The organism is Streptomyces sp. Qhu_M48 (assembly GCF_051305195.1).
Lineage (GTDB): Bacteria > Actinomycetota > Actinomycetes > Streptomycetales > Streptomycetaceae > Streptomyces.
Map to the genome: position 1 here is coordinate 7225950 of NZ_CP195432.1, position 24933 is coordinate 7250882.

Sequence of the window (24933 nt, forward strand, 5' to 3'; positions counted from 1 at the left end):
TCTGGGACGATGGGCCGCATGAGCGCTGCTACCCCTCCCACCGAGCGTCGGGTCTCCGCCCGGATCGGTGCGATCTCCGAGTCCGCCACCCTCGCCGTCGACGCCAAGGCCAAGGCTCTCAAGGCCGCCGGGCGCCCGGTGATCGGTTTCGGCGCCGGTGAGCCCGACTTCCCGACCCCGGACTACATCGTCGACGCGGCCGTCGAGGCCTGCAAGAACCCGAAGTACCACCGCTACACGCCGGCCGGCGGTCTGCCGGAGCTGAAGTCCGCCATCGCCGCCAAGACGCTCCGCGACTCCGGCTACGAGGTCGACGCCTCCCAGGTCCTGGTGACCAACGGCGGCAAGCAGGCGATCTACGAGGCGTTCGCCGCGATCCTCGACCCGGGCGACGAGGTCATCGTCCCGGCGCCGTACTGGACGACGTACCCCGAGTCGATCCGCCTCGCGGGCGGCGTCCCGGTGGAGGTCGTCGCCGACGAGACCACCGGCTACCGGGTCTCCGTGGAGCAGTTGGAGGCGGCCCGCACCGAGCGGACCAAGGTCGTCCTCTTCGTCTCGCCGTCCAACCCGACCGGCGCGGTGTACCCCGAGGCCGACGCCGAGGCGATCGGCCGCTGGGCCGTCGAGCACGGCCTGTGGGTCCTGACCGACGAGATCTACGAGCACCTGGTCTACGGCGACGCGAAGTTCACCTCGCTGCCGGCGATCGTCCCCGAGCTGCGCGACAAGTGCATCGTGGTCAACGGTGTGGCGAAGACGTACGCGATGACGGGCTGGCGCGTCGGGTGGATCGTGGGCCCGAAGGACGTCGTGAAGGCCGCGACGAACCTGCAGTCGCACGCCACGTCCAACGTGAGCAACGTGGCGCAGATCGCCGCCCTCGCCGCCGTCTCGGGCGACCTGGACGCCGTCGCGGAGATGCGCACCGCCTTCGACCGGCGCCGCCAGACCATCGTGCGGATGCTGAACGAGATCGAGGGTGTGTACTGCCCGACCCCGGAGGGCGCGTTCTACGCGTACCCGTCGGTGAAGGGGCTGCTCGGCAAGGAGATCCGCGGCAAGCGTCCGCGGACCTCGGTCGAGCTGGCCGCCCTGATCCTGGACGAGGCCGAGGTCGCGGTCGTCCCGGGCGAGGCCTTCGGCACGCCGGGCTACCTGCGCCTGTCGTACGCGCTGGGCGACGAGGACCTGGTGGAGGGCGTGTCCCGCGTACAGAAGCTCCTCGCCGAGGCGACCGACTGAGCGGTCCCCGCATCCGGTGACGGCGGGCCCCCGGTTCTTCGGAACCGGGGGCCCGTTTTTGCGTTCTAGCAAGGTCCCGATCGGGGAAAGGGGGTGCCCTGGTCCGTTCGGGTGCGGCAGGATCGATCGATGCAGGCCTTTTCCGAGGGACACCCCCCGAACCCCCCTAACGTCCACCGCGATCTCACCCTGTTGCCCAAGGCCCATCTGCACCTGCACTTCACCGGTTCGATGCGGCCCACGACGCTCATCGAGCTGGCCGACAAGTACGGCGTGCACCTTCCCGAGGCGCTGAGCGGCGGTACGCCTCCCAGACTGCGGGCGACCGACGAGCGCGGCTGGTTCCGCTTCCAGCGGCTGTACGACATCGCCCGCTCCTGCCTGCGCTCCCCCGAGGACATCCAGCGGCTCGTCCGCGAGGCGGCCCAGGAGGACGTCAGGGACGGTTCGGGGTGGCTGGAGATCCAGGTCGACCCCACCTCGTACGCCCCGCACCTGGGCGGGCTCATCCCGGCCCTGGAGATCATCCTGGACGCGGTCGAGGCGGCCTCCCGGGAGACCGGGCTCGGGATGCGGGTGCTCGTCGCGGCGAACCGGATGAAGCACCCCCTGGAGGCCCGTACGCTCGCCCGGCTCGCGGTCCGGTTCGCGGACCGGGGCGTGGTGGGTTTCGGGCTCTCCAACGACGAGCGCCGGGGCTTGGCGCGGGACTTCGACCGGGCCTTCGCCATCGCCCGCGAGGGCGGACTGCTCGCGGCCCCGCACGGCGGCGAGCTGACGGGTCCCGCCTCGGTACGGGACTGCCTGGACGATCTGCGGGCGTCGCGGGTCGGTCACGGGGTGCGGTCGGCGGAGGACCCGCGGCTTCTTCGCAAGCTCGCGGAGCGCGGGGTGACCTGCGAGGTCTGCCCGGCGTCGAACGTGGCCCTGGGGGTGTACGAGAAGCACGAGGACGTACCCCTGCGAACGCTCTTCGAGGCGGGGGTGCCGATGGCGCTCGGCGCGGACGACCCGCTGCTCTTCGGGTCACGGCTCGCGGCGCAGTACGAGATCGCCCGACGGCACCACGGGTTCACGGACGCGGAGCTGGCGGAGCTGGCCCGGCAGTCGGTGCGGGGCTCGGCGGCGCCGGAGGGCGTCCGGGCGAAGCTGCTCGCGGGGATCGACGACTGGATCGCTAGCTGATCCCCCGGATCAGCGTGCGGGCGATCGAACGGGCGAAGTCGTCGAGGGAGTCCGGCGGTCTGCGGTCCGGGCTCGCCTCCCAGACGAAGGCGCGCTGGACGCAGGCGCCGAGGAGCAGGGACGCGGCGGCCAACGGGTCGGCGTCGGCGGCGATGCGGCCGTGCCGCTGCTCGGCGCGCAGATAGGCGGCGAGGCCTTCGACGGGCTTGTGGGGGCCGCTGCCGTAGGTGCGCATGGCCTCCTCGTGCCGCTGCTTGAGCTGCGGCTCCGCGTAGAGGGAGGCGAGGACCGGGAAGGTCTGCTCGTAGAAGAGGGCGGCCCGGCGGGCGATCTCGGTGAGGTTCTCCTCGACCGTGCGGCCGCCGGGGTCGGCGACGAGCGTGCCGAGGAGTCCGCCCAGCTGGGGAAGGCGTTCGCCGAGGACGGCGAGGAAGAGCTCTTCCTTGCTGGTGAAGTACTTGTAGAGCGCGGCCTCCGAGCAGCCGGCGGCCTTGGCGATCTCCTTGGTCGTGGTGCGGGCGAGCCCCACGGACCCCATGAGGTCGCGGGCGGCGTCGACGATCCGTACCCGGGTCGGCTTCTGTTCCATGGATCCTCCAGCCACGCTTGACGCGTGAGTGAGTATCCACCCACCCTGAGGGTGAGTGAACACTTACCCACCCCGGGAGGGTGCGACATGAAGCTCACTGTCTTCGGCGCGACCGGTGGCATCGGTCGGGAGATCGTCGGCCAGGCGCTGGCCTCGGGCCACGAGGTGACGGCGGTGGTACGGAACCCGGCGGGGCTCACTGCGTCCGGAGCGCGGCTCACGGTCCTCCGCGCCGATCTGTCCGACCCCGAGGAACTGCGCGGGGCGGTCAGGGGCCGGGACGCGGTCCTCTCCGGCCTCGGGGCCCGCGGCCGCGCGGACGCGGGCGTCGCCGCCCGGCTGACCCGCTCGGTGCTCACGGCCATGGAGGCGGAGAAGGTGCGGCGCCTGCTGGTGGTCAGCGCGGCCCCGCTCGGCCCGGTCCCGGACGGTCAGGCCCTGGTCGACAGAGCCGTCCTCGCGATCATCAACTCCGTCCTGAAGGACATCTACGACGACCTGCGGGTCATGGAGTCGGACCTCGCCGCGAGCACCACGGACTGGACCTCCGTACGCCCGCCCAAGCTGACGGACAAGCAGGTCACCGGGCGCTACCGCACGGTCGTCGGCGGCACCCCGCCCCGGGGCCGGTCGCTCGCGCGCGCGGACGTGGCCCACGCGATGCTGGCGATGATCGACGACCCGGCGACGGTCAAGCAGGGCGTGGGCGTCGCGTACTAGGCCGTGGCCGGGCGTCGCGGGCCAGGCGGGACCTTCCGGACACGGCCTAGAGCTCGACGCCCACCGTGACGGGCTCGTTGACGAGGGTGATCCCGAAGGCCTCGTGGACCCCGGCGACGACCTCACGGGCGAGCGCGAGCAGGTCCTCGGTGGTCGCCTCGCCCCGGTTGGTCAGGGCGAGCGTGTGCTTGGTGGAGATCCGCGCGGGCCCGGAGCCGTACCCCTTGGTGAACCCGGCCCTGTCGATCAACCAGGCGGCGGAGGTCTTCACCGCGCCGTCGGCGCCCGCGGGGAAGGCCGGCGGGGTGACGTCCGCGCCGAGCCGCCCGGCCACGCGCGCGAGGAAGTCGTCGTACTCCCCCGCCGTGAGGATCGGGTTGGTGAAGAAGGAGCCCGCGGACCAGGTGTCGTGGTCCTCCGGGTCCAGGACCATGCCCTTGCCGGCCCGCAGCGCGAGGACGGTCTCACGGGCCTTCGCGAGCGGCACCCGCTCACCGGCCTCGACGCCGAGGGTCCGGGCGGTCTCCGCGTACTTGATCGGGGCGGACAGCCCGTCCGCGTCCTCCAGTTCGAAGCGGACCCGCAGCACCACGTACCGCTCGGGGTGGTCCTTGAAGAGGCTGTGCCGGTACGAGAAGGCGCACTCGGCGTTGGTGAGGGTGACGGTCTCCTCGGTGCGCCGGTCGTAGGCGACGACCTCGGTCACGGTGGCGGAGACGTCCTGGCCGTACGCGCCGACGTTCTGGATCGGTGTCGCGCCTGCCGAACCGGGGATGCCGGCCAGGCACTCGATCCCGGCGAGCCCGGCCTCGACGGTCCGGGCGACGGCGTCCGTCCAGACCTCGCCGGCGGCGAGCTCCAGCCGGGTCCCGTCGAGGGAGAAGCCGGTGGTGGCGATCCGCAGCGCGGTGCCGTCGAAGCCCTTGTCCCCGATGACGAGGTTGGAGCCGCCGCCGATGATCAGCAGCGGCGTCCCCGCGGCGTCGGCCTCGCGGACGGCCGCGACCACCTCGTCGTCGGTGGTGGCGGTGACCAGCCGGGTGGCGGGACCGCCGAGCCGGAAGGTGGTCAGGGGCGCGAGGGGGGCGTCGTGGAGAGGCTGCACGGGCTCAAGAGTACGTTCCACGCGCGAAACGACTTGTCTCACGCGTGGAACAACGTGACCGTCAGGCGAGCGCGACCACGGCCCGGCTCATCCCGAGCACCTTCTGCCCGGCGCACATGGCGGTGAGGTCGACCCGCACCCGCTGGTCGTCCAGCTTGGCGGCGACCTTGGCGCTGACCTCGATGGTGGCGCCCCGGTCGTCGTTGGGGACGACGACGGGCTTGGTGAAGCGGACGCCGTACTCGACGACGGCGGCGGGGTCGCCGGCCCAGTCGGTGACGACGCGGATCGCCTCGGCCATGGTGAACATGCCGTGGGCGATGACGTCGGGGAGGCCGACCTCCACCGCGAACTTCTCGTTCCAGTGGATGGGGTTGAAGTCCCCGGAGGCGCCGGCGTACCGGACGAGCGTGGCGCGCGTCACGGGAAAGGTCTGCGCGGGCAGCTCGGTGCCGACCTCGACCTCGTCGTAGCTGATCTTCGCGGTCATGGTCAGGCCCCCTCGGGTGCGCGGGAGACGAGCTTGGTCCAGGCGGTCACGACGTGCTCGCCGGAGGCGTCGTGGACCTCGCCGCGGATGTCCAGGATGTCGTTGCCCGCCATGGACTTGATGGCCTCGATGGTGGAGGTGACCGAGAGCCGGTCCCCGGCGCGTACCGGCCGGGTGTAGGCGAACTTCTGGTCGCCGTGGACGACCCGGCTGTAGTCGAGGCCCAGCTGCGGGTCCTCGATCACGGCGCCGGCCGCTTTGAAGGTGATGGCGAACACGAAGGTGGGCGGGGCGATCACATCGGAATGCCCGAGCGCCTTGGCCGCCTCGATGTCGGTGTACGCGGGATTGGCGTCACCGATCGCCTCGGCGAACTCGCGGATCTTCTCGCGGCCGACCTCGTAGGGCGGGGTGGGCGGATAGGTCCGACCCACGAAGGACTGGTCGAGCGCCATGGACTCGATACCTCCTGGATTTGGTGCCGACAAACGACACGAGGCCGCCCCCGGGTGGGGACGGCCTCGTGTACGAGCCTGATTAGCGCGTCTCGCGGTGCGCCGTGTGAGAGTTGCAGCGAGGGCAGTGCTTCTTCATCTCAAGACGGTCCGGGTTGTTACGCCGGTTCTTCTTGGTGATGTAGTTCCGCTCCTTGCACTCCACGCAGGCCAGCGTGATCTTCGGGCGGACGTCGGTGGCAGCCACGTGAGTGCTCCTTGGACGGACGGTGGGACGGATGAACGCATAAAAGGGTAGCCGATCGAAGGACCGACCCCGCAATCGGCTACCGTGTGTAGCGGTGACCGGACTTGAACCGGTGACACAGCGATTATGAGCCGCTTGCTCTACCGACTGAGCTACACCGCTTTGATGATCCGGAGCCCACCCGAGGGTGGGTCCTTCTCACCAGAGCCCCAATACGGAATCGAACCGTAGACCTTCTCCTTACCATGGAGACGCTCTACCGACTGAGCTATTGGGGCGAGCGAGGAAGACATTACACGGTCCCCGGCCCATCGCCCAAATCCGTTTCCCGGGCCCCGCCCGACGGTCCTCACCAGGCGTCACGTACGCCACTCGTGGCCTCATCGGTACGACTATTGCGCTCCTCCTCGAAGCTCGGGGCGAGCACCCCTAGGCTCGGCCCACGCTGCGTGATCTTGATCTTGAGGAGCCTTGAGGAGCCCCGATGTCAGCCGAAAGCAAGCAGCCCCAGCCGCCCGACGACGGGGCCGCCACCACCGCCGACTCGGCCTCGCTCCTGCTCTCCCACGCGCGGCTCACCGACGGACGGACCGTGGACGTCCGGCTCGTCGGCGGCCGCATCGAGGCGGTCGGCACGGCCGGCAGCCTCACCGCCGTGGGCGCGCGCGTGGACCTCACCGGCTATCTGCTGCTGCCCGCCGCCGCCGAACCCCACGCCCACGCCGACACCGCGCTCTCCGCCGACTCCCCCGGGCCCGTCTCGTACGCCCCCGAGGACGTGCAGCGCCGGGCCACCGAGGCGGCGCTGCTCCAGCTCGGCCACGGCTCGACCGCGCAACGCGCGCACGTGCGGATCGGCGACGTGCACGCGCTCGGCCCGCTCGAAGCCGTCCTCCAGGCCCGGCGCTCGCTGCGCGGCCTGGTGGACCTGACCGCGGTCGCGGTGCCCCGGCTGCTCACCGGGGTGGCCGGCGCCGACGGGCTGGCGATGCTGCGGGACGCGGTGAAGATGGGCGCCGGAGTGGTCGGCGGCTGTCCGGACCTCGACCCGGACCCGGCCGGATACGTGGAGGCGGTCCTGGAGGTCGCGGCCGAGCACGGTGTCCCGGTCGACCTGCACACGGACGGGGAGGACCCGGCCCGGCTGGCCCGGCTCGCGGCCATGGCCGGCGGGCTGCGGCCGGGGGTGACGATCGGACCGTGCGCGGGGCTCGGGCGGCTCCCCGCCGACGCGGCGCGGCGGACGGCGGACGGTCTGGCGGCGGCCGGGGTGACGGTGGTGTGTCTGCCGCAGGGCGGCTGCGGGGGTACCGAGCGGCGCGGGGCCGCGCCGGTGCGCCTGCTGCGGGCGGCCGGGGTGCGGGTCGCGGCCGGCAGCGGGGCGCTGCGGGACGTGGCCAACCCGGTGGGGCGCGGGGATCCGCTGGAGGCGGCGTACCTGCTGGCCTCGCTGGGCGGGCTGCCGCCCGAGGAGGCGTACGCGGCGGTGAGCGCGGAGGCGCGGGGCGCGATGGGGCTGCCGGAGGTGCGGGTGGAGGCCGGTTTCCCGGCGGAGCTGCTCGCGGTGCGGGGTGAGCGCCTGTCGGGGGTGCTGTCCCTGGCGTACAGCCGGATCGTGGTGCACCGGGGCCGGGTGGTGGCCCGGACGAGCGCGGTGCGGGAGTACTGCGACTCGGCGGCGGCGCTCGACCTGCCGCGGCAGGCGCGCCCGGAGCGGCCGCCCGAGCCGGGAAGCCCTCCGGCCGGTCCCGTCGTACGGTCGTGAGTATGCGCATCGTCATCGCTGGAGGACACGGACAGATCGCCCTGCGCCTGGAGAGGCTGCTCTCGGCGGGCGGGCACGAGGTCGCGGGGATCATCCGCAGACCGGAGCAGGCGGGAGACCTGCGGGACGCGGGGGCGGAACCCGTCGTCCTGGACCTGGAGTCGGCGTCGGTGGAGATGGTCGCCGCGGTGCTGCAGGGCGCCGACGCGGCGGTCTTCGCGGCGGGCGCGGGCCCCGGGAGCGGCGTGGACCGCAAGGACACGGTGGACCGCGCGGCGGCGGTGCTGTTCGCCGACGCGGCGGTACGGGCGGGTGTGCGGCGCTACCTCGTCGTCTCCTCGATGGGCGCGGACGCGACACACCCGGGCGACGAGGTCTTCGACGTCTATCTGCGCGCCAAGGGCGCGGCCGACGACGAGGTCCGCTCGCGTACGGCCCTGGACTGGACGATCCTGCGCCCCGGCAGCCTGACGGACGACGCGGGTACCGGCCTGGTCCGTCTGGAGGCTCGCACGGGCCGCGGGCCGGTCCCGCGCGACGACGTGGCCGCGACCCTCGCGGAGCTCCTGGACACCCCTGCGACGGCCGGCCTGACGCTGGAACTGGTCGCGGGCTCGACGCCGCTCTCGGTGGCGGTGAAGGACGTGGCCGGAAACTGACCCGGACAACGCGAGAAGGTCCCCGGTGCAAGCACCGGGGACTTTTCGTATCGCGTGGCGACGCCAGGATTCGAACCTGGGTAGGCTAAGCCGACGGATTTACAGTCCGCTCCCATTGGCCACTCGGGCACATCGCCATGAGATCGCTGCCGTGGAGCCGCTTTTCGGCGGTGTTCCGTGGCAACGACGTAAACAATACCTGATCCCGGGGGGTGGTCCGCCACCGGATTGATCAGCCGTTCGGGCCGTGGCGCACCCCCTAGGCTTTGGGCTGTACCCCACAGCATCCGAGCAAGGAGCCACGAGTCATGGCCGACTCCAGTTTCGACATCGTCTCCAAGGTCGAGCGGCAGGAGGTCGACAACGCCCTCAACCAGGCCGTCAAGGAGATCTCCCAGCGCTACGACTTCAAGGGGACCAACGCCTCGATCTCCTGGTCGGGCGAGAAGATCCTCATGCAGGCGAGCGGCGAGGAGCGCGTCCTGGCGATCCTCGACATCTTCCAGTCCAAGCTGATCAAGCGCGGCATCTCGCTGAAGTCGCTGGACGTCGAGGGTGAGCCGCAGCTCTCCGGCAAGGAGTACAAGCTCTTCGCGTCGGTCGTCGAGGGCATCTCCCAGGAGAACGCCAAGAAGGTCGCGAAGGCCATCCGGGACGAGGGTCCCAAGGGCGTCAAGGCCCAGGTCCAGGGTGACGAGCTGCGCGTCAGCTCGAAGAGCCGGGACGACCTGCAGGCCGTGCAGGCGCTGCTCAAGGGCAAGGACTTCGACTTCGCGCTCCAGTACGTGAACTACCGCTGACCCGGCTGCCCGGTCGACGCTCGTGTCCGAATTCCGCCAGCCCGAGGCTCGGCGGGCCCCGCACACTGGATCGTGAGAGACCCGTGCGGGAGAGGAACCAGCCATGACCGTGTACGCGTACGCCGACGGCCCCCTGGGCGAGATGCTGCTGGTCGGGCAGCTCGCCGGAGGGGGCCGTGCCGTGCTGCGCTCGCTGTCCCTGCCGGGGCAGAAGGGGGCCGTCGAGGTCGAGGGCGGGTGGACGCTCGCGCCCGAGGCGTTCGGGGAGGCCGTCGGGCAACTCCGTGAGTACTTCGAGGGGCGGCGCGACCGGTTCGACCTGCCGCTCGACGCCGGCGCCGGGACGGAGTTCCAGCGGCGCGTCTGGCGGGCCCTGGAGGAGATCCCGTACGGCACGACCGTCTCGTACGGGGAGATCGCCCGGCGCGTCGGTTCCTCCGGTGCCGGGGTGCGGGCCGTGGGGACCGCGATCGGGCGCAATCCGCTGCTCGTGGTGCGGCCCTGTCACCGGGTGATCGGAGCCGACGGGGCCCTGCGTGGATACGCCGCGGGGCTTGAGCGCAAGGAGCGGCTGCTGGGCCTGGAGGGGGCCCTGGTGTGACCGAGGGGCTCTTCCCCCGTGACCGGGCCACCGTCGCGCCCGGTGCCGTGCACGTGCCCGGGTGGCTTCCCCTCGCGCGCCAGCGGGAGTTGGTGGACGCCTGCCGGGAGTGGGGGCGCGGACCGGTGCCCTACCGGCAGACCGTGCTGCCCGGTGGGGGCGTCATGTCGGTGCGGTCGCTGTGTCTGGGCCGGCGGTGGGTGCCGTACCGCTATCTCGACACGGTCGGCGTCGAACTGCCGGACTGGCTCGTCGCGCTCGGCCGGGAGGCGGTGGCCGAGGCGTACGGGGACGACGACGGGTTCGCTCCCGACACCGCGCTCGTGAACTTCTACGCGCCGGGGGCGCGGATGGGCATGCACCAGGACCGGGAGGAGCGTTCCGGTGCGCCGGTGGTGTCGCTGAGCCTCGGGGACCGGTGCGTGTTCCGCTTCGGGAACGAGGAGGGCCGGGGGCGGCCGTACCAGGACGTCGACCTGGCCTCCGGGGACCTCTTCGTGTTCGGCGGGGTCTCGCGGTGGGCGCACCACGGGGTGCCGAAGGTGCTGCCGGGGACGGCCGACCCCGCGCTCGGTCTCACCGGGCGGCTCAACATCACACTCCGGGAGACCGGGCTCGGGGTCACCCCCTAGGCTGCGGCGCATGAGTGCTGAGCTGCGCCGGTCCCTCGGTGTCCGGGACGCTGTCGTGGTAGGGCTCGCCGCCATGGTCGGGGCCGGGATCTTCGTCGCGCTCGGGCCCGCCGCCGGGGCCGCGGGGTCCGGGGGCGGGCTGCTCCTGGCGCTCGGGATCGCTGCCGTCGTCGCCTACTGCAACGCGATGGCGTCGGCCCGGCTCGCGGCCCGCCACCCCAGCTCGGGCGGCACCTATGTGTACGGTCGCGAACGCCTCGGCTCGTTCTGGGGGTACCTGGCCGGCTGGGCGTTCGTGGTGGGCAAGACGGCCTCGTGCGCGGCGATGGCGCTGACCGTCGGCGCGTACGTGTGGCCGGAGCACGCGCACGCGGTCGCGGTGGCCGCGGTCGTGGCCCTGACGGCGGTCGACTACGGGGGAGTTCAGAAGTCGGCGCAGCTCACGCGGGTGATCGTGGCGCTCGTTCTCGCGGTCCTCGCCGCCGTCGTCGTGGTCTGTCTCGGAGGCGGCTCGGCGGAGCCGCTCGCGCGCGGCGGGGAGCTCACCCCCGGCGGGGTCCTCCAGGCCGCGGGTTTGCTCTTCTTCGCATTCGCGGGGTACGCGCGGATCGCCACGCTGGGCGAGGAGGTCCGCGACCCGGCCCGGACGATCCCCCGGGCCGTCCCGGTCGCGCTCGGGATCGCGCTCGTCGTCTACCTGCTCGTCGCGGTGGCCGTGCTGTCCGTCCTCGGCCCCGGGGCCCTGGCCGACTCCCCCGCGCCGCTCACGGACGCGGCCCGGGCGGCGGGCGCCGCCTGGCTGGTGCCGGTGGTCGCGGTGGGGGCTGCGGTGGCCGCGCTCGGCTCGCTGCTCTCCCTGATCCTCGGGGTGTCCCGTACGACCCTGGCGATGGCCCGGGACGGGTACCTGCCGACCGCGCTCTCGGCCGTGCACCCCCGGTTCGGCGTGCCGCACCGGGCGGAGCTCGCGGTGGGCGCGGTGGTGGCCGTGGTGGCGGCGACGGTGGACGTGCGGGGCGCGATCGGCTTCTCGTCCTTCGGGGTGCTCGTCTACTACGGGATCGCGAACGCCTCCGCCTGGACCCTGGGGCCCGCCCGGCGGCCGCTGGCCGCGCTCGGTCTCGCCGGGTGCGCGGCGCTGGCGTTCGCGCTGCCGCTCGGCTCCGTCCTCGCCGGTTCGGGGGTCGTCGCGGCGGGCGTGGTGGCGTGGGCGGTCAGTCGAGGACGAGCCGTACCCCCGCGTCCCTGAGGCCGTCGACGAACTCCTCGAAGGTGGCGGGGCGGCGGTCGCGGTAGGGCAGGACGCCCAGGCAGGCGCGGGCCACGTCGGCGTGGTGCCAGACGAGGGTGGTGCCTTCGAGGAGTTCGCCGAGCGCCCGGGGCGCCCCGACGCCGAAGCCCCGGCCGGGGCCCAGCACGGCCTCCCCCAGGGCGCACAGGAACGAGTCCTCGTCGACGACGTCGGTGCCGTCGAGGTCGTACGTGGCGCCCGGGGTGATCTCCGGGGCGCCGTGCGCGTGGTGGGCGGCCTGTGTCCGCCACGCGCCGCGCGCCGCGCCGGTGAAGCGCCGCCAGGTGCCGGGCTCGGCCGGCCGGCCCCGGTGCCACAGGTCCCAGACCTCGCGGGAGGGGTGCGGTATCAGGCCCTGCCGGGGGAAGGCCACGGTGAGGTCGACCAGGCCGTGGTGGCGGGCGGAGGTGTCCCAGCCGGTGACGCGGCCCGCCTCGGCCTCGTGGTGGACGCTCCCCATCCGGGTGAGGACCTGGTAGCGGACGGCCTCGAAGGAGGTATCGCCGGCGGCCAGGGCGTCCCGCAGCCCCCCGCGCGGGGAGCAGCCGAGGAAGGTGACCTCGGTGTGGGTGACCTCGGCGGGCGGCTCGGGCGTGACCCGTATCAGGTTGGCGCACCGGGCCGGGTCCTGTCCGTGGCGCAGCCGCCGCGGGCCGCCCGTCGTCTCGACCGTCACGGCGTCGCCGCGCGCGCCGAGGACGCGGACCCCGGAGAGGCGCCAGAGCCCGTCGGGGGTCTCCACGTCCAGGGTGCCGAGCGGCGCCGAGCCCTCCACGAGCGCCTCGGTGACCGCCCGGGCCAGTTCGCCGCGCGGCTCGCAGCCGCGGAGCTGGTAGCGGGCGCGGGGCGGCGGCGAGGGCTCCCCGTAGAGACCGTCGACGTCCGTGCACAGGGCGACCGCGTACAGCCCCGAGACGAGGGCGTACCTGGGGTTCCGCATCAGTGGGTCGGGTACGCGTAGGGCTGGTCCTTGGGGACGATCTCCTTGCCGAGCGGCAGCAGCGAGACCGGGATCAGCTTGAAGTTCGCGATGCCGAGCGGGATGCCGATGATCGTGACGCAGAGCACGATGCCGGTGGTGATGTGCCCGAGGGCGAGCCACCAGCCGGCGAGGATCAGCCACAGCACGTTGCCGACGCAGGAGGGGGCGCCCGCGTCGCGGCGGTCGACGACCGTGTACCCGAAGGGCCACAGGGCGTAGACGCCGATGCGGAACGCGGCGAGTCCGAAGGGGATGCCGATGATCGTGATGCAGAGCAGGACGCCCGCGAGCATGTAGCCCAGGAACATCCAGAATCCGCAGAGCACCAGCCAAATGACGTTCAGGAGCGTTTTCACGGGCGTCGGCCTGCCATCTGTTCGAGCCGGGCGATCCGCTCGGCCATCGGCGGGTGGGTGGAGAACATCTTGGACAGGCCCTTTCCGGGCCCGAACGGGTTGGCGATCATCATGTGGCTCGCGGTCTCGATCCGCGGCTCGGGGGGCAGCGGCAGCTGCTTGGTGCCCGCCTCCAGCTTCCGCAGGGCGCCGGCGAGCGCGAGCGGGTCGCCGGTGAGCTGGGCGCCGGAGGCGTCGGCCTCGTACTCGCGGGAGCGGGAGATGGCCAGTTGGATGACCGAGGCGGCGATCGGGCCGAGGATGAGGACCAGGAGGTAGCCGAGGATGCCCGGGCCGTCGTCGTCGTTGGAGCGGCCCACGGGGATCAGCCAGGCGAAGTTCACCAGGAACATGATCACGGAGGCGAGCGCTCCGGCGACCGAGGAGATGAGGATGTCCCGGTTGTAGACGTGGCTCAGCTCGTGGCCGATGACTCCGCGCAGTTCGCGTTCGTCGAGGATGGCGAGGATGCCCTCGGTGCAGCAGACGGCGGCGTTGCGCGGGTTGCGTCCGGTCGCGAAGGCGTTGGGTGCCTGGGTGGGCGAGATGTAGAGCCGGGGCATGGGCTGGCGCGCCTGGGTGGAGAGCTCCCGCACCATCCGGTACAGCGCGGGCGCCTCGAACTCGCTGACCGGACGGGCGCGCATGGCCCGCAGCGCCAGCTTGTCGCTGTTCCAGTACGCGTACGCGTTGGTTCCGAGCGCCACGAACAGCGCGACGATCAGTCCCGTCCGTCCGAAGAAGCTGCCGATGACGATGATGAGGGCGGAGAGCCCTCCGAGGAGTACGGCGGTCCTCAGCCCGTTGTGCCGGCGGTGCACGGTACGCCCTCCAAGTGGTGCGGCAGGGGAACCCTTCGCTTCGTGGTCGTCCACCTGTCCAGTGGACCCTTCCGTACTGGTCAACGCCAGGCGGGAGGTTCGGGTTCCCCCGGCCGCGCCGGGGGGCGGTGTGGGCCGTTCGGGTGATCAGCGGGAGGCCGGGACGGCGAGCTTGTCCAGGCTGGTGGCGACGGGCTCGACCTCGCTGGTGCAGTGGGCGCAGCGGGTGGCGATGGCCGGGATCTCGGTGAAGCAGCGGGGGCAGTCGCGCTTCTCGGCCTTGGGATCGGCCGCCTGCTCCTTCGCGAACCTCGCCTGGACCTTCGCCAGCGGCGCGACGATCAGGAAGTAGAGGACCGCGGCGGTGATGACGAACGCTATGGCGGCGGAGATCGCCAGGCCGTAGGGGAAGACGGTCCCGCCGACGTGGAACCGCGCGTCGTTGAAGTTGCCGACGGTGCCGGTGGCGAGACCGATGAGCGGGGTGATGAACGCCTTGCTGAAGCCGGTGACGACGGCCGTGAACGCGGTTCCGACGGCCAGGCCGACGGCCATCGAGATGACGTTCCCGCGAACGATGAAGTCCTTGAATCCGTTCAGCACGGGGTTTGCTCCTGGGTTCTGCTCTGGTGGGGGGTCAGAAGAGGCTGTCCGCTGCGAAGCGGAGGGCGAACTGCGGGTATCCCGACAGCACGACTCCGGCGGCGGCGGTCAGCGCGATCGCCAGGGTGATCGGGACGGGGGCCGTGTGGGGGACGGGGGCCGTCGTCGGCGTCTCCTCCGGCGCGTCTGCCGACCCGCCTTCCGGGGCACCTTCGGGCGCGCCTTCCGGGGTGCCTTCCGGTGTGCGGAACAGCAGCGCCGTCCAGCGGAGGTAGTAGTACAGCGCGATCACGACGTTGACGCCCATGATCACGGCCAGCCAGCCGAGGCCCGCGTCGACGGCCGCCGAGAAGACGGTCACCTTCGCGAAGAGGCCGATGATACCCGGGGGCAGACCGGCCAGATTCAGGAGGAAGAACGCGAGCGCGAGGGCGGCGGCGGGGCTCGTCGCGTACAGCCCGCGGTAGTCCGCGATCCGGTTCCGGGGGTGTCTGCGGGCGACGAGCGCGACGACCGCGAACGCGCCGAGGTTCACGACGGCGTACATCAGGGCGTACGCGACGGTGGCGCCGATCTGGTCGTCACTGGAGTACGCGGCGGCCGCGATCGGCACGAGCAGGTAGCCCGCCTGGGCGACGGAGGACCAGGCCAGCAGCCGGACCGCGCTCCACGCGCGCGTGGAGCGCTGGCGGAGGGCGGCGACGTTGCCCGCGGTCATGGTGAGCGCGGCGAGGACGGCGAGGGCCGGGCCCCACACGTCCGCGTACGAGGGGAAGGCGACGACCGTCACCAGGATGAGCCCGGTGAAGCCGACGGCCTTGCCGACCACCGAGAGGTAGGCGGCGACGGGCAGGGGCGCGCCGACGTAGGTGTCGGGGACCCAGAAGTGGAAGGGGACGGCGGCCGTCTTGAAGGCGAAGCCGACGAGGGTGAGGGCGACGCCCGCCTCGGCGAGCGTCTGGAGCTGGCCGGGTACGTCGTCGAGGCGCTGGGCGAGCTCCGTGAGGTGCAGGGTGCCGGTCGCCGCGTACACGAAGCTGACGCCGAGCAGGGTGACGGCGGTCGCGGTCACGGAGGACAGGAAGAACTTGAGCGCCGCCTCGCCGGACCTGCGGTCGCCGCGCTTGAGGCCGACGAGCGCGAAGGCGGGCAGCGAGGCCACCTCCAGGGCGACGACGAGGGTCGCGAGGTCGCGGGAGGCCGGCAGCAGGGCGGCTCCGGCGGCCGAGGCGAGCAGCAGGAACCAGAACTCGCCGGCCGGGAGCTTCTCGCGGCTCCCGGTGGCCTCGCCGTGCTCCGCGGTCCCGCCGGACCCGCTGATCCGGCTCGGCCCGGTGGGCTCGCCCGCCCCGGTGGTTCCGCCGGACCGGGTACGCCCCCCGGACCGGGTGCGCCCCCGTGCCCCGAGGGGGTCGCTCGTCTCCGTGAGCGAGAGCAGCGCCGTCAGGAGCGCCCCGCCGAGGACGAGCAGCTGGATGACGAGGGTGAAGTCGTCGGCCGTGTAGCTGCAGGCCCTGACCTGGGTGTCGGCGGTGAGGCAGAAGGTGGAGCGGTCACCGGCCCGCAGCGGGACGAGGAGGGCGAGCGCGGCGACGAGGCCGCCGATCGCGGTCCAGCCGAGGAGCCGCTTGCGCTCCTCGGGGACGAACAGGTCGGCGACGAGCACCACGAGCGCGACCACGGCCGTCAGGGTCGGGGGCGCGATCGTGAGCCAGTCGACGGACTGGACGAGCGACGACGTCACTGGGTGCCTCCGGCGAGGAGCTTCTGGACGGCCGGGTCGGTGAGGCCGAGGAGGACCGCGGGCCAGAGTCCGGCGAGGACGGTGAGGGCGACGAGCGGGGTCCAGGCGGCGAACTCGTACCCCTGGACGTCGGCGATCGGCGTCTCCCCGGCGGGGCGGGGGCCGCCCATGCAGACGCGGCGCACGACGAGGAGGAGGTACGCGGCGGTGAGGAGGGTGCCGAAGGCGCCGATCGCCGTGAACGTGAGGAAGGCGGGTCGGCTGAGGCCCTCGGCGGGATCGAAGGCCCCGAACAGGGCCAGCATCTCGCCCCAGAAACCGGCCAGGCCGGGCAGGCCGAGGGAGGCGACGGCCGCGAAGGCGAGGAGGGCGCCGAGACGCGGGGCGCGGCCGTAGAGGGCGGCGCCGGTGGCGCCCGCGAGGGTGTCGAGGTCCGCCGTGCCGTACCGGTCCTTGACCGCGCCGACCAGGAAGAACAGCAGGCCGGTGACGAGGCCGTGGGCGACGTTGGCGAAGAGGGCGCCGTTGACCCCGGTGGGGGTCATGGTGGCGATGCCGAGGAGCACGAAGCCCATGTGGCCCACGGAGGAGTACGCGATGAGGCGCTTGAGGTCGCCCTTGTTGCCGGGCCGGGCGAGGGCGAGGCAGGCGAGCGATCCGTAGATGATCCCGACGACGGCGAAGGCGGCGAGGTAGGGGGCGAAGGTCCGCATGCCGTCGGGGGTGATCGGCAGGAGGATGCGGACGAAGCCGTACGTGCCCATCTTGAGCAGCACACCGGCGAGGAGCACCGAGCCGACCGTGGGGGCGGCGGTGTGGGCGTCCGGCAGCCAGCTGTGCAGCGGCCACATCGGGGTCTTCACGGCGAGCCCGAGACCGATCGCGAGAACGGCGATGACCTGCACGGACGTGGTCAGCCCACGGCCGTTGTCAGAGGCCAGTGCCACCATGTCGAACGTGCCCGCCTTCACGCCGATGAGGAGCAGGCCGAGCAGCATCACGACGGAGCCGAGCAGCGTGTAGAGGATGAACTTCCAGGCGGCGGCCTGCCTGCCCTCGCCGCCCCAGCGGGCGATCAGGAAGTACATCGGGACGAGGACCATCTCGAAGGCCAGGAAGAACAGGACGAGGTCGAGGACGGCGAAGGTGGCGAGGGTGCCGGACTCCAGGACGAGCAGCAGCGCGACGAAGCCCTTGGGGGAAGGGCCCGCGGGCATCTTGAAGTAGCTGTACAGCGCGCAGAGGAAGCCGAGCAGCGCGGTCAGGACCAGGAGGGGGAGGGAGATGCCGTCGACACCGAGGTGGATCCGCACGTCCAGTGCCCTGATCCAGCTGATGTCCGTGGTGGCCTGCATCCTCGACGGCCGGTCGTGGTCGAAGCCGAGGGCGAGGACGATCGCGGCCAGCAGGATCACGCCCGTGACGGTCACGCCGTGGCGGAGCACGGCCTGGTCCGGGGACTTCCCCTTCAGCCCCGGTGGGGCCGGGAGGAGGGCGGCGGCCGCGCCGAGGAGCGGCCCGGCGACGATCGCCGCCAGAAGGAACTGCATCACGGATTCGCTGATATCGATCACGGCTCACGCTCCGGCGGCGGCGTTGGCGAGGGCGACGGCGACGATCGCCAGGACGACGGAGCCGGCGAGCAGGGCGCTCAGATAGGTCTGCACGTTGCCGGTCTGGGCGCGGCGGACGAGCCAGCCGAGCCCCTTGGCGGAGTCCCCCGCGGCACGGACGTAGGTGTCGACGACCTCGCGGTCCAGGAAGCGGACCAGGGAGGCGGCGGCGAGGACGGGGCGGACGAACGCCGCCCGGTAGACGGCGTCCAGGTGGAAGCCGTCGACGGCGGGGCCGTACAGCGGGCCGAGCAGGGCGCGGCCGGGGTCGGCCGGGTCCTTCGCGGGGGGCGGCAGGTGCAGCGCCTCCGCCTCGACGGCGCCCGCCTCGGCGTCGGGGTGGGCGACGTGCGGGGCGGGCGCTCGCACCGGGGTCCTGACGGCGAGGGTGCGCCAGACCGCGTACGTGATGACGGCTCCGGCGGCGGCGAGGCCGGTCCCGAGGACGGCGGTGGTCAGGGTGGGGGTGAGGGCGTTCCCGTCGAACCAGTCGTCGAGGTACGTGACGGTCAGACCGAAACCGAGGGAGGGGATCGCGAGCACCCACAGGACGGTCGTCATGGCGAGGGGCTGGCGACCGTGGTCCGGAGCCTCGGCGCCCCGGCCGCGGAAGGTCCGCAGCCAGAGGCGGAGCGCGTACGCGGCGGTGAGCAGGGCGGTGAGGAGCCCGGCCACGAGGACGGTCCAGCCGGCCCCGGCGGGCGCGACGTCCCGGTCCCCGAAGGCGGTGTGCTCGGCGGCCACGAGGACGGCTTCCTTGGAGAAGAAGCCGGCGAAGGGCGGGATCGCTGCGAGCGCGAGGAGGGCGACGGTCATCGTCCAGTACGCGTCCGGGATCCGCTTCGCGAGGCCGCTCATGCGGGACATGGCGGTGAGCGAGTTCGTGCCGGCGGCGTGGATGACCGCACCCGCCGCGAGGAAGAGCAGCGCCTTGAACGCGGCGTGCGAGAGGAGGTGGAACAGGGCGGCCCCGCGGTCGCCGACGGCGAGCGCGCCGGCCATGTAGCCGAGCTGGCCGATCGTCGAGTAGGCGAGGACCCGCTTGATGTCGTCCTGGGCGAGCGCGGCGAGCGCCGAGCCGACCATCGTGATCGCGGCCATCACGGCGAGCACCGTCATCGCGGCGGCGGAGGCGGCGAAGACGGGCAGCAGCCGGGCCGTGAAGTAGATGCCGGCGGCGACCATCGTCGCCGCGTGGATGAGCGCGGAGACGGGGGTGGGGCCTGCCATGGCGTCCGGGAGCCAGGTGTGCAGCGGGAACTGCGCCGACTTGCCCGCCACACCGGCGAGCAGCAGCAGCGCGATCAGGGTGGGGTGGTCGAGGCCGCCGCTCGCGACGGCGCCGAGGACGCCCGTGATCCGGAAGGTGCCGGCGTCCACGGCGAGCGCGAAGAGACCGATGAGGAAGGGGACGTCACCCAGCTTGGTGACGAGGAAGGCCTTCAGGGAAGCGGCCCGCGCCTCGGGCGTCTCCCAGTAGTGGCCGACGAGGAAGTACGAGCAGATGCCCATGATCTCCCAGCCGACCAGGAGCACCATCAGGTCGCCGGAGTAGACGACGAGCAGCATCGCGGAGGTGAAGAGGGAGACGAGCGCGGCGTACGAGGGGTAGCGCGGGTCGTCGCGGAGGTAGCCGGTCGAGTAGACCTGCACACAGGTGGCGACGACGCCGACCAGCACGGCGACGAGCGCGGCGAAGCCGTCGACGTACAGGGCCAGGTCGATCGGGACCGAGCCGGTGGGGGTGAGCTGGGTGGCGGCCTCGATCGTCTTCCCGCCGCCCTGGCGGACGGCGACGAGGACGGCGAGGACGGCGGCGGCGAGCGTCGGCAGCACGGCGAGCGGCCGGACGAAACCGGGCGCGGTGCGGCCCAGCAGGAGTCCGGCGACGGAGCCGAGGAAGGGCAGGAGGGGGACGAGGACGGCGAGGGTCGTGGTGGTCACGCGGTGGCCTCGGCCTTCTCGCCGGTGGGCGTCTCGTTCGCGGGCGTGTCCTCGTCGGACGTGCCGTCCGGGGAGTCCGGGTGCTCCGCCGTGTCGCGGAGGCGGTCGATGTCCGCGGTGCCCTTGTTGCGGTGGACCATCAGGACGATCGCCAGACCGATGCCGATCTCGGCGGCGGCGATGGCGATGGTGAAGAGGGTGAGGGCCTGGCCGGCGTGGAGGGTGTCGCGGAGCCAGACGTCGAAGGCGACCAGGTTGAGGTTGACGGCGTTGAGCATCAGCTCGACGGACATCAGGACCAGGATCGCGTTGCGGCGGGCGAGGACGCCGTACACGCCGACGGAGAAGAGCAGTGCGGCGAGGACGGCCGGGTAGGCGAGGTGCATCAGCGCCGCTCCTGCTTCTTGTCCGAGGGCCTGTCCGAGGGCCTGTCCGAGGGCTTCTTGCGGGAGAGCACGATCGCGCCGACCAGGGCCGCCAGAAGGAGGACGGACAGCGCCTCGAACGGCAGCACCCAGTGCCGGAACAGGATCTGGCCGGTCACCTCGGTGGAGCCCTGCACGGCCCCGTCCAGGTCGATCCAGGTCGTACGGAACGCGTCCACGACCACCCAGACGAGCGCGACAGCGGCGACCAGGGCCACCGCGGCGGCGACCGGCCTGTTGCGGGAGTCGGCGTCCGGGGAGCGGCCGATGGGGGCCTTGGTGAGCATGAGCCCGAAGAGGAGGAGGACGACGACGGAGCCCACGTAGATGAGGACCTGGACCCAGGCGATGAACTCGGCCGTCAGGAGCAGGTACTCGACGGCGAGGCCGCCGAGCGCGACGACCAGCCAGAGCGCGGCGTGGACGAGCTGACGGGTGGTGACCGTGACGAGGGCGGCGCCGAGGGTCACCAGGCCGACGAGGAGGAAGGCGATCTCGACGCCGGTGGGCGAGAGGAAGCCGTGCCCCTGCGCCGCCTGCGCCGCTTGGGTCGTGTGTGCTGCCAGGATCACTGCTGCTCCCCCTCGGCGGCCGCCGCGGCGGCGGCCTTCTCGGCCGCCTTCTCCGCCGCCTTGCGGGCCGCCGCGATCTCCTTCGGCTCCTCCGCGTGCGGGTCGAGCGCGGGCGGTTCCGGAACCGTCCACATCCACTCGCGGAGCTTGTCGCGCTCGTGGGTGAGCTCGTGGATGTCGGTCTCCGCGTACTCGAACTCCGGCGACCAGAACAGCGCGTCGAAGGGGCACACCTCGATGCAGATACCGCAGTACATGCAGAGCGAGAAGTCGATGGCGAACCGGTCCAGGACGTTCCGGCTGCGGTCGCGGCCACCGGGGGTGGCCGCCGGCACCGTCTCCTTGTGGGAGTCGATGTAGATGCACCAGTCGGGGCACTCACGGGCGCAGAGCATGCAGACCGTGCAGTTCTCCTCGAACAGCCCGATGACCCCGCGCGTGCGGGGCGGCAGCTCGGGCTGGACGTCCGGGTACTGCGCGGTGACGGTCTTCCTCGTCATCGTCCGGAGCGTGACGGCCAGGCCCTTGGCGAGGCCGGAGCCGGGGATGCCGGGTCGGGAGGGAGGGGGAGGAGGAGCCATTACTGGATCGCCACCTTCACGATGCCGGTGAGCGCGATCTGCGCGAGCGCGAGCGGGACGAGGGTCGTCCAGGCGAGCCTCTGGAGCTGGTCCTCACGGAGCCGGGGGTAGCTCACCCGGAGCCAGATGACGACGAACGCGAGCACCGCGGTCTTGAGGAGGGTCCAGACCCAGCCGAGACCGTCGCCGCCGAACGGGCCGTGCCAGCCGCCGAGGAACAGGACGGTGGTGAGACCGCACAGGACGACGATGCCGGCGTACTCGGCGAGGAGGAAGAGCGCGAAGCGGAGGCCGGTGTACTCGGTGTACGCACCGAAGATGATCTCCGAGTCGGCGACCGGCATGTCGAACGGGGGCCGCTGGAGCTCCGCGAGACCGGCCACGAAGAAGACGAGCGCGCCGGCGATCTGCCAGGGCACCCACCACCACTCGAAGGCGTTCAGGATGCCGGGGAGGGAGACCGTGCCGGCGGCCATGGCGACGGAGGCGGCGGCGAGGAGCATCGGAAGCTCGTACGCGAGGAGCTGGGCGGCGGTACGGAGCCCGCCGAGCAGCGAGAACTTGTTCGCGGAGGCCCAGCCGGCCATCAGGCTGCCGAGGACGCCCACGCCCATCACGGCCAGCACGAAGAAGACGCCCGCGTCGACGACCTGCCCGACGGCCCCCTCGCTCGGGCCGATCGGGATCGCCACGAGGACCAGGAGGTACGGGAGGAGGGCGACGGCCGGCGCGAGCTGGAAGACCCGCCGGTCGGCGTCCTTGGGGACCACGTCCTCCTTCTGCGCGAACTTCACGCCGTCGGCGACGAGCTGGGCCCACCCGTGGAAACCACCGGCGTACATGGGGCCGAGCCGGCCCTGCATGTGGGCCATGACCTTGTGCTCGGTCTGCCCGACGACGAGCGGCAGGACGAGGAAGACGGCGAAGACGACGAGGAGCCGGAGGGCGACGTCGAGTACGTCGTTCACGCGGGATCGCCTCCGGCGGGGGTGGTGGGGTCGGGGGTGTCGGGGTCGGGCTTGTCGGGCCGGCGCCGGGGCCCGGAGTCGGAATCCGCATCGGCGTCCGTGCCCGTGTCGGCGGGCGCGCCGGGCTCGGCCGGGGCCGTCGGCTCCGGCGCCGCCTCGGGCGGCGCCGTGGGCTCCTCGTCGAAGGCCGGGCGGGCGTGGTGCCAGGGGGCGTCCGCGCTACGGGTACGCGGAGCCGCCGGACCGGCGGCCGGCTCGCGCGGCTCGCGCGGCTCGGGGCCGTCCGGGGGCGCCTGACTGGCGGACCCGTCGGCCGCCGAACGCGAGCGGCGGGGCGGGCTGGCCGGGGCGGGCGGGGTGTCGGCCTCCGCCGCCGGACCCGGGATGGAGGCTCCCGGCTCGGGGGCGGAAGCACCCGGCTGAGCGGAAGCACCCGGCTCGGGAGCGGAAGCACCCCGCTCGGGGGCCGGTCGGCTCGGCGAACCTTCGGCCGGGGCCGCCTGGCTCGCGGACCCGTCGGCCGCCGAACGCGAGCGGCGGGGCGGGCGGGTCGGCGGCTCCGGGGTGGCGGCGGCGGGCGTCCCGTCCGAGGCCGGTGCCGTCTGGCTCGCCGAGCCCTCCGACACCGAGCGCGAGCGGCGCGGCGGGGCCGCCGGAGCGTCCGGCGTCGTGGCCGGGGGCATGGCCGGGGGCGTCGCCGGGGAACCGGTGCTCGGTGCCTCCGGTTGGCTCGCCGAGCCCTCCGTCACCGAGCGGGCCCGGCGGACCGGGCGGTCGCCCGCTGCCGCGCGGGCCGGGCGGGTCGGGGCCGGGGGGAGCTGGCCCTTCAGGGGGCCCCATTCGTTGGGGTCCGGGACGCCCGGGGGGAGCATCTGGCGTCGCTTCGGGCCGCCGCCGTCGTGGGACTCGCCCGGCTCCTTCGCGCCCGGCCACGCCTTGGCGACCCGGGCCGCGAGGACGAAGTCCTTGCGCAGCGGGTGGCCCTCGAAGTTCTCGGGTAGGAGCAGCGGCACCAGGTGCGGGTGGCCCGTGAAGTCGACGCCGAACATCTCGTGGGTCTCGCGCTCGTGCCAGCCCGCGCCCGCGTACACCCCCACCGCCGTGGGGAGGGCGGGTGCCGCGTGCGGGACCGTCGTACGGACGAGGAGGCGGCGGGGGCGGCCCCCCGCCAGCGACACGACGTGCGCGCAGACCCGGAAGCCCGTGCCCGGCTCGTCCACCGCGCTCAGCCAGTCGAAGTAGGTGCACCCGAGCGTGGACCGGGCGGTCTCCAGGGCCGTGATCCAGGACTCCGGCGGGACGTCGACCGTCAGCAGGTCGTACGCCTGTTCCGCCGTCGCCTCCTCGCCGAAGATCTCCGTCACGGCCCCGGGGAGGGAGTCGTAGGCGGTCTCGGGAACCGGGTCGTGGGAGGGGGTGGGGAGGGAGCCGGGGGCGGTCATTCCTGGCCTCCCGGGCCCTGGACCAGGGGGCTCGTCAGCTGGGAGACCGACGCGGCGGTGGCGTACCGCTCCGCCAGGTTCTCCCGCGCGATCTTCTCCTGGAGCTTGAGGATGCCCTGGAGCAGCGCTTCGGGGCGCGGCGGGCAGCCGGGGACGTACACGTCGACGGGGATGATCTGGTCGACGCCCTTGGTGACGGAGTACGAGTCCCAGTACGGGCCGCCGCAGTTCGAGCAGGCGCCGAAGGAGATGACGTACTTCGGCTCCGGCATCTGCTCGTAGAGCCGCTTCACCGCCGGCGCCATCTTGTCCGTGACCGTGCCCGAGACGATCATCAGGTCGGCCTGGCGCGGGCCGGGCGCGAACGGGATCACACCGAGCCGGATGAAGTCGTGCCGGGCCATCGACGCGGCGATGAACTCGATCGCGCAGCACGCGAGCCCGAAGTTGAAGACCCACAGGCTGTAGCGGCGCCCCCAGTTCAGGACCACCTTCATCGGCTCGGGGGCCAGGCGGGCGAGCGGCCCCAGCGTGGGAGCGGGCAGGGGTGTTACGTCCATGACAGGACGCCCTTCTTGTACGCGTAGAGCAGCCCCACGGCCAGGAAGCCGAGGAAGACGAACATCTCGACCAGGGTCGTGGCGCCGTAGCCGGGCGCCGCGAAGATCGTCGCCCAGGGGAAGAGGAAGATCGAGTCGACGGCGAAGACGACGTAGAGGAAGGCGTACACGTAGTAGCGGACCTGGGTGTGGGCCCAGCCCTCTCCCACGGGGTCGACGCCGCACTCGTACGTCATGAGTTTCTCGGGTGTCGGCACGACAGGCCTCAGCAGCCGGCCCGCGCCGAACGCCACGGCGACGAAGAGCACGCCGACGACGGCGAGCAGGCCGACGACGGAGTACGTCTGGAAGTAGTCCGCCGCGTCGGCCGCGACAACGGTCGGTTCCCGCACGTCCGCCCCTCGGTCTCGGTGTCTCATGGGTCACTTCTGTACGGACGCGAGTCTAGGCCCTGCTAAAGGGACCGTAAGCAGTCGCGTACGGGTCGCCGTACGGCCTC

At 72.6% G+C, this 24933-nt stretch carries 28 protein-coding genes and 3 tRNA genes; 9 read left to right on the top strand and 22 right to left on the bottom strand.

Annotated elements, in window-relative coordinates; translation table 11 throughout:
* Positions 1 to 18: 18 nt before the first annotated feature.
* Positions 19 to 1245: a pyridoxal phosphate-dependent aminotransferase gene (locus ACRRSS_RS32395; RefSeq protein ID WP_435974562.1), complete on the top strand. Its 1227-nt coding sequence runs from the start codon at positions 19 to 21 to the stop codon at positions 1243 to 1245.
* 129 nt (positions 1246 to 1374) lie between these two features.
* Entirely contained in the window at positions 1375 to 2430 is a 1056-nt protein-coding gene (locus tag ACRRSS_RS32400) for an adenosine deaminase (protein WP_435974563.1), read from the top strand.
* On the opposite strand, the gene ACRRSS_RS32405 is transcribed toward ACRRSS_RS32400, so the two are convergent.
* The gene (locus ACRRSS_RS32405; protein ID WP_435974564.1) at positions 2423 to 3019 is read right to left on the bottom strand and encodes a TetR/AcrR family transcriptional regulator; all 597 of its coding nucleotides are present in this window, start codon (positions 3017 to 3019) and stop codon (positions 2423 to 2425) included. The two genes, ACRRSS_RS32400 and ACRRSS_RS32405, sit on opposite strands and share 8 nt — an antisense overlap.
* Positions 3020 to 3106: 87 nt before the next feature.
* On the opposite strand from ACRRSS_RS32405, the gene ACRRSS_RS32410 reads away from it, so the two are divergent.
* Positions 3107 to 3739 (top strand): NAD(P)-dependent oxidoreductase, encoded by a 633-nt coding sequence (locus ACRRSS_RS32410; protein ID WP_435974565.1) that lies wholly within the window; start codon positions 3107 to 3109, stop codon positions 3737 to 3739.
* Between the two features lie 46 nt (positions 3740 to 3785).
* Here the strand turns inward: ACRRSS_RS32410 and ACRRSS_RS32415 are convergent, their stop codons facing one another.
* The 6 genes from ACRRSS_RS32415 to ACRRSS_RS32440 form a co-directional block, all read right to left on the bottom strand.
* Positions 3786 to 4886 (bottom strand): UDP-N-acetylmuramate dehydrogenase, encoded by a 1101-nt coding sequence (locus tag ACRRSS_RS32415; RefSeq protein ID WP_435974566.1) that lies wholly within the window; start codon positions 4884 to 4886, stop codon positions 3786 to 3788.
* Between the two features lie 19 nt (positions 4887 to 4905).
* Positions 4906 to 5334, bottom strand: a complete 429-nt coding sequence (locus ACRRSS_RS32420; RefSeq protein ID WP_435974567.1) for a MaoC family dehydratase — start codon at positions 5332 to 5334, stop codon at positions 4906 to 4908.
* 2 nt (positions 5335 to 5336) lie between these two features.
* Positions 5337 to 5789 (bottom strand): MaoC family dehydratase N-terminal domain-containing protein, encoded by a 453-nt coding sequence (locus tag ACRRSS_RS32425; protein ID WP_351901891.1) that lies wholly within the window; start codon positions 5787 to 5789, stop codon positions 5337 to 5339.
* A gap of 82 nt (positions 5790 to 5871) precedes the next feature.
* Positions 5872 to 6036, bottom strand: a complete 165-nt coding sequence (gene rpmG / locus ACRRSS_RS32430; protein WP_003956487.1) for a 50S ribosomal protein L33 — start codon at positions 6034 to 6036, stop codon at positions 5872 to 5874.
* 89 nt (positions 6037 to 6125) lie between these two features.
* Positions 6126 to 6198, bottom strand: a tRNA-Met gene (locus ACRRSS_RS32435).
* A 43-nt stretch (positions 6199 to 6241) separates the two neighbouring features.
* Positions 6242 to 6314: transfer RNA gene (locus tag ACRRSS_RS32440), tRNA-Thr, on the bottom strand.
* Positions 6315 to 6520: 206 nt separating this feature from the next.
* On the opposite strand from ACRRSS_RS32440, the gene ACRRSS_RS32445 reads away from it, so the two are divergent.
* Both ACRRSS_RS32445 and ACRRSS_RS32450 read left to right on the top strand, forming a co-directional pair.
* Positions 6521 to 7801: an amidohydrolase family protein gene (locus ACRRSS_RS32445; protein ID WP_435974568.1), complete on the top strand. Its 1281-nt coding sequence runs from the start codon at positions 6521 to 6523 to the stop codon at positions 7799 to 7801.
* A gap of 2 nt (positions 7802 to 7803) precedes the next feature.
* The gene (locus ACRRSS_RS32450) at positions 7804 to 8460 is read left to right on the top strand and encodes an NAD(P)H-binding protein (protein WP_435974569.1); all 657 of its coding nucleotides are present in this window, start codon (positions 7804 to 7806) and stop codon (positions 8458 to 8460) included.
* Positions 8461 to 8515: 55 nt separating this feature from the next.
* On the opposite strand, the gene ACRRSS_RS32455 is transcribed toward ACRRSS_RS32450, so the two are convergent.
* Positions 8516 to 8597: transfer RNA gene (locus ACRRSS_RS32455), tRNA-Tyr, on the bottom strand.
* 171 nt (positions 8598 to 8768) lie between these two features.
* On the opposite strand from ACRRSS_RS32455, the gene ACRRSS_RS32460 reads away from it, so the two are divergent.
* The 4 genes from ACRRSS_RS32460 (at position 8769) to ACRRSS_RS32475 (ending at position 11742) form a co-directional block, all read left to right on the top strand.
* Positions 8769 to 9260: a YajQ family cyclic di-GMP-binding protein gene (locus tag ACRRSS_RS32460; RefSeq protein ID WP_351901847.1), complete on the top strand. Its 492-nt coding sequence runs from the start codon at positions 8769 to 8771 to the stop codon at positions 9258 to 9260.
* Between the two features lie 103 nt (positions 9261 to 9363).
* Complete coding sequence (locus tag ACRRSS_RS32465) at positions 9364 to 9861, top strand: methylated-DNA--[protein]-cysteine S-methyltransferase (protein WP_435974570.1); 498 nt, start codon at positions 9364 to 9366, stop codon at positions 9859 to 9861.
* Positions 9858 to 10493, top strand: a complete 636-nt coding sequence (locus ACRRSS_RS32470) for an alpha-ketoglutarate-dependent dioxygenase AlkB family protein (RefSeq protein WP_435974571.1) — start codon at positions 9858 to 9860, stop codon at positions 10491 to 10493. Before ACRRSS_RS32465 ends, ACRRSS_RS32470 begins: the two co-directional genes overlap by 4 nt.
* 10 nt (positions 10494 to 10503) lie before the next feature.
* Positions 10504 to 11742, top strand: a complete 1239-nt coding sequence (locus ACRRSS_RS32475) for an APC family permease (RefSeq protein ID WP_435974572.1) — start codon at positions 10504 to 10506, stop codon at positions 11740 to 11742.
* Here the strand turns inward: ACRRSS_RS32475 and ACRRSS_RS32480 are convergent.
* From ACRRSS_RS32480 to ACRRSS_RS32545, 14 genes are all read right to left on the bottom strand, one after another.
* Positions 11708 to 12724, bottom strand: a complete 1017-nt coding sequence (locus tag ACRRSS_RS32480; RefSeq protein WP_435974573.1) for a hypothetical protein — start codon at positions 12722 to 12724, stop codon at positions 11708 to 11710. The two genes, ACRRSS_RS32475 and ACRRSS_RS32480, sit on opposite strands and share 35 nt — an antisense overlap.
* The gene (locus ACRRSS_RS32485; RefSeq protein WP_435974574.1) at positions 12724 to 13122 is read right to left on the bottom strand and encodes a YccF domain-containing protein; all 399 of its coding nucleotides are present in this window, start codon (positions 13120 to 13122) and stop codon (positions 12724 to 12726) included. The genes ACRRSS_RS32480 and ACRRSS_RS32485 overlap by 1 nt, the downstream gene beginning before the upstream one ends.
* A complete protein-coding gene (gene htpX, locus ACRRSS_RS32490; RefSeq protein WP_435974575.1) occupies positions 13119 to 13982 on the bottom strand; it encodes a zinc metalloprotease HtpX in 864 nt (287 codons plus the stop codon). The genes ACRRSS_RS32485 and htpX overlap by 4 nt, the downstream gene beginning before the upstream one ends.
* A 147-nt stretch (positions 13983 to 14129) precedes the next feature.
* Entirely contained in the window at positions 14130 to 14585 is a 456-nt protein-coding gene (locus ACRRSS_RS32495; protein WP_435974576.1) for an MscL family protein, read from the bottom strand.
* A gap of 34 nt (positions 14586 to 14619) precedes the next feature.
* Positions 14620 to 16329: an NADH-quinone oxidoreductase subunit N gene (locus tag ACRRSS_RS32500; RefSeq protein WP_435974577.1), complete on the bottom strand. Its 1710-nt coding sequence runs from the start codon at positions 16327 to 16329 to the stop codon at positions 14620 to 14622.
* Positions 16326 to 17879 carry a complex I subunit 4 family protein gene (locus ACRRSS_RS32505; RefSeq protein ID WP_435975479.1) on the bottom strand — a complete coding sequence of 518 codons (1554 nt, stop codon included), beginning with the start codon at positions 17877 to 17879 and terminating at the stop codon, positions 16326 to 16328. The genes ACRRSS_RS32500 and ACRRSS_RS32505 overlap by 4 nt, the downstream gene beginning before the upstream one ends.
* Before the next feature lie 27 nt (positions 17880 to 17906).
* On the bottom strand, positions 17907 to 19886 hold the full coding sequence (locus ACRRSS_RS32510) for an NADH-quinone oxidoreductase subunit 5 family protein (RefSeq protein WP_435974578.1): 1980 nt from the start codon (positions 19884 to 19886) through the stop codon (positions 17907 to 17909).
* Positions 19883 to 20272, bottom strand: a complete 390-nt coding sequence (gene nuoK / locus ACRRSS_RS32515; RefSeq protein WP_435974579.1) for an NADH-quinone oxidoreductase subunit NuoK — start codon at positions 20270 to 20272, stop codon at positions 19883 to 19885. The genes ACRRSS_RS32510 and nuoK overlap by 4 nt, the downstream gene beginning before the upstream one ends.
* Positions 20272 to 20883 (bottom strand): NADH-quinone oxidoreductase subunit J family protein, encoded by a 612-nt coding sequence (locus ACRRSS_RS32520; protein WP_435974580.1) that lies wholly within the window; start codon positions 20881 to 20883, stop codon positions 20272 to 20274. The genes nuoK and ACRRSS_RS32520 overlap by 1 nt, the downstream gene beginning before the upstream one ends.
* On the bottom strand, positions 20880 to 21464 hold the full coding sequence (locus tag ACRRSS_RS32525; protein WP_435974581.1) for a NuoI/complex I 23 kDa subunit family protein: 585 nt from the start codon (positions 21462 to 21464) through the stop codon (positions 20880 to 20882). The genes ACRRSS_RS32520 and ACRRSS_RS32525 overlap by 4 nt, the downstream gene beginning before the upstream one ends.
* Positions 21464 to 22432, bottom strand: a complete 969-nt coding sequence (locus ACRRSS_RS32530; protein WP_435974582.1) for a complex I subunit 1/NuoH family protein — start codon at positions 22430 to 22432, stop codon at positions 21464 to 21466. The genes ACRRSS_RS32525 and ACRRSS_RS32530 overlap by 1 nt, the downstream gene beginning before the upstream one ends.
* Positions 22429 to 23874 carry an NADH-quinone oxidoreductase subunit C gene (locus tag ACRRSS_RS32535; RefSeq protein ID WP_435974583.1) on the bottom strand — a complete coding sequence of 482 codons (1446 nt, stop codon included), beginning with the start codon at positions 23872 to 23874 and terminating at the stop codon, positions 22429 to 22431. Before ACRRSS_RS32535 ends, ACRRSS_RS32530 begins: the two co-directional genes overlap by 4 nt.
* Positions 23871 to 24434 carry an NADH-quinone oxidoreductase subunit B gene (locus ACRRSS_RS32540; protein ID WP_435974584.1) on the bottom strand — a complete coding sequence of 188 codons (564 nt, stop codon included), beginning with the start codon at positions 24432 to 24434 and terminating at the stop codon, positions 23871 to 23873. Before ACRRSS_RS32540 ends, ACRRSS_RS32535 begins: the two co-directional genes overlap by 4 nt.
* Positions 24425 to 24853: an NADH-quinone oxidoreductase subunit A gene (locus ACRRSS_RS32545; RefSeq protein ID WP_351901814.1), complete on the bottom strand. Its 429-nt coding sequence runs from the start codon at positions 24851 to 24853 to the stop codon at positions 24425 to 24427. Before ACRRSS_RS32545 ends, ACRRSS_RS32540 begins: the two co-directional genes overlap by 10 nt.
* Between the last annotated feature and the right edge of the window lie 80 nt (positions 24854 to 24933).

Coding starts and splice junctions, on each gene's coding strand:
- ACRRSS_RS32525 (WP_435974581.1), bottom strand. CDS start 21,464: ATGGCTCCTCCTCCCCCTCCCTCCCGACCCGGCATCCCCGGCTCCGGC.
- ACRRSS_RS32475 (WP_435974572.1), top strand. CDS start 10,504: ATGAGTGCTGAGCTGCGCCGGTCCCTCGGTGTCCGGGACGCTGTCGTG.
- ACRRSS_RS32480 (WP_435974573.1), bottom strand. CDS start 12,724: ATGCGGAACCCCAGGTACGCCCTCGTCTCGGGGCTGTACGCGGTCGCC.
- nuoK (WP_435974579.1), bottom strand. CDS start 20,272: ATGCACCTCGCCTACCCGGCCGTCCTCGCCGCACTGCTCTTCTCCGTC.
- ACRRSS_RS32450 (WP_435974569.1), top strand. CDS start 7,804: ATGCGCATCGTCATCGCTGGAGGACACGGACAGATCGCCCTGCGCCTG.
- ACRRSS_RS32410 (WP_435974565.1), top strand. CDS start 3,107: ATGAAGCTCACTGTCTTCGGCGCGACCGGTGGCATCGGTCGGGAGATC.
- ACRRSS_RS32540 (WP_435974584.1), bottom strand. CDS start 24,434: ATGGACGTAACACCCCTGCCCGCTCCCACGCTGGGGCCGCTCGCCCGC.
- ACRRSS_RS32395 (WP_435974562.1), top strand. CDS start 19: ATGAGCGCTGCTACCCCTCCCACCGAGCGTCGGGTCTCCGCCCGGATC.
- ACRRSS_RS32545 (WP_351901814.1), bottom strand. CDS start 24,853: ATGAGACACCGAGACCGAGGGGCGGACGTGCGGGAACCGACCGTTGTC.
- ACRRSS_RS32460 (WP_351901847.1), top strand. CDS start 8,769: ATGGCCGACTCCAGTTTCGACATCGTCTCCAAGGTCGAGCGGCAGGAG.
- ACRRSS_RS32400 (WP_435974563.1), top strand. CDS start 1,375: ATGCAGGCCTTTTCCGAGGGACACCCCCCGAACCCCCCTAACGTCCAC.
- ACRRSS_RS32420 (WP_435974567.1), bottom strand. CDS start 5,334: ATGACCGCGAAGATCAGCTACGACGAGGTCGAGGTCGGCACCGAGCTG.
- ACRRSS_RS32445 (WP_435974568.1), top strand. CDS start 6,521: ATGTCAGCCGAAAGCAAGCAGCCCCAGCCGCCCGACGACGGGGCCGCC.
- ACRRSS_RS32505 (WP_435975479.1), bottom strand. CDS start 17,879: ATGCAGTTCCTTCTGGCGGCGATCGTCGCCGGGCCGCTCCTCGGCGCG.
- ACRRSS_RS32465 (WP_435974570.1), top strand. CDS start 9,364: ATGACCGTGTACGCGTACGCCGACGGCCCCCTGGGCGAGATGCTGCTG.
- ACRRSS_RS32535 (WP_435974583.1), bottom strand. CDS start 23,874: ATGACCGCCCCCGGCTCCCTCCCCACCCCCTCCCACGACCCGGTTCCC.
- ACRRSS_RS32425 (WP_351901891.1), bottom strand. CDS start 5,789: ATGGCGCTCGACCAGTCCTTCGTGGGTCGGACCTATCCGCCCACCCCG.
- ACRRSS_RS32405 (WP_435974564.1), bottom strand. CDS start 3,019: ATGGAACAGAAGCCGACCCGGGTACGGATCGTCGACGCCGCCCGCGAC.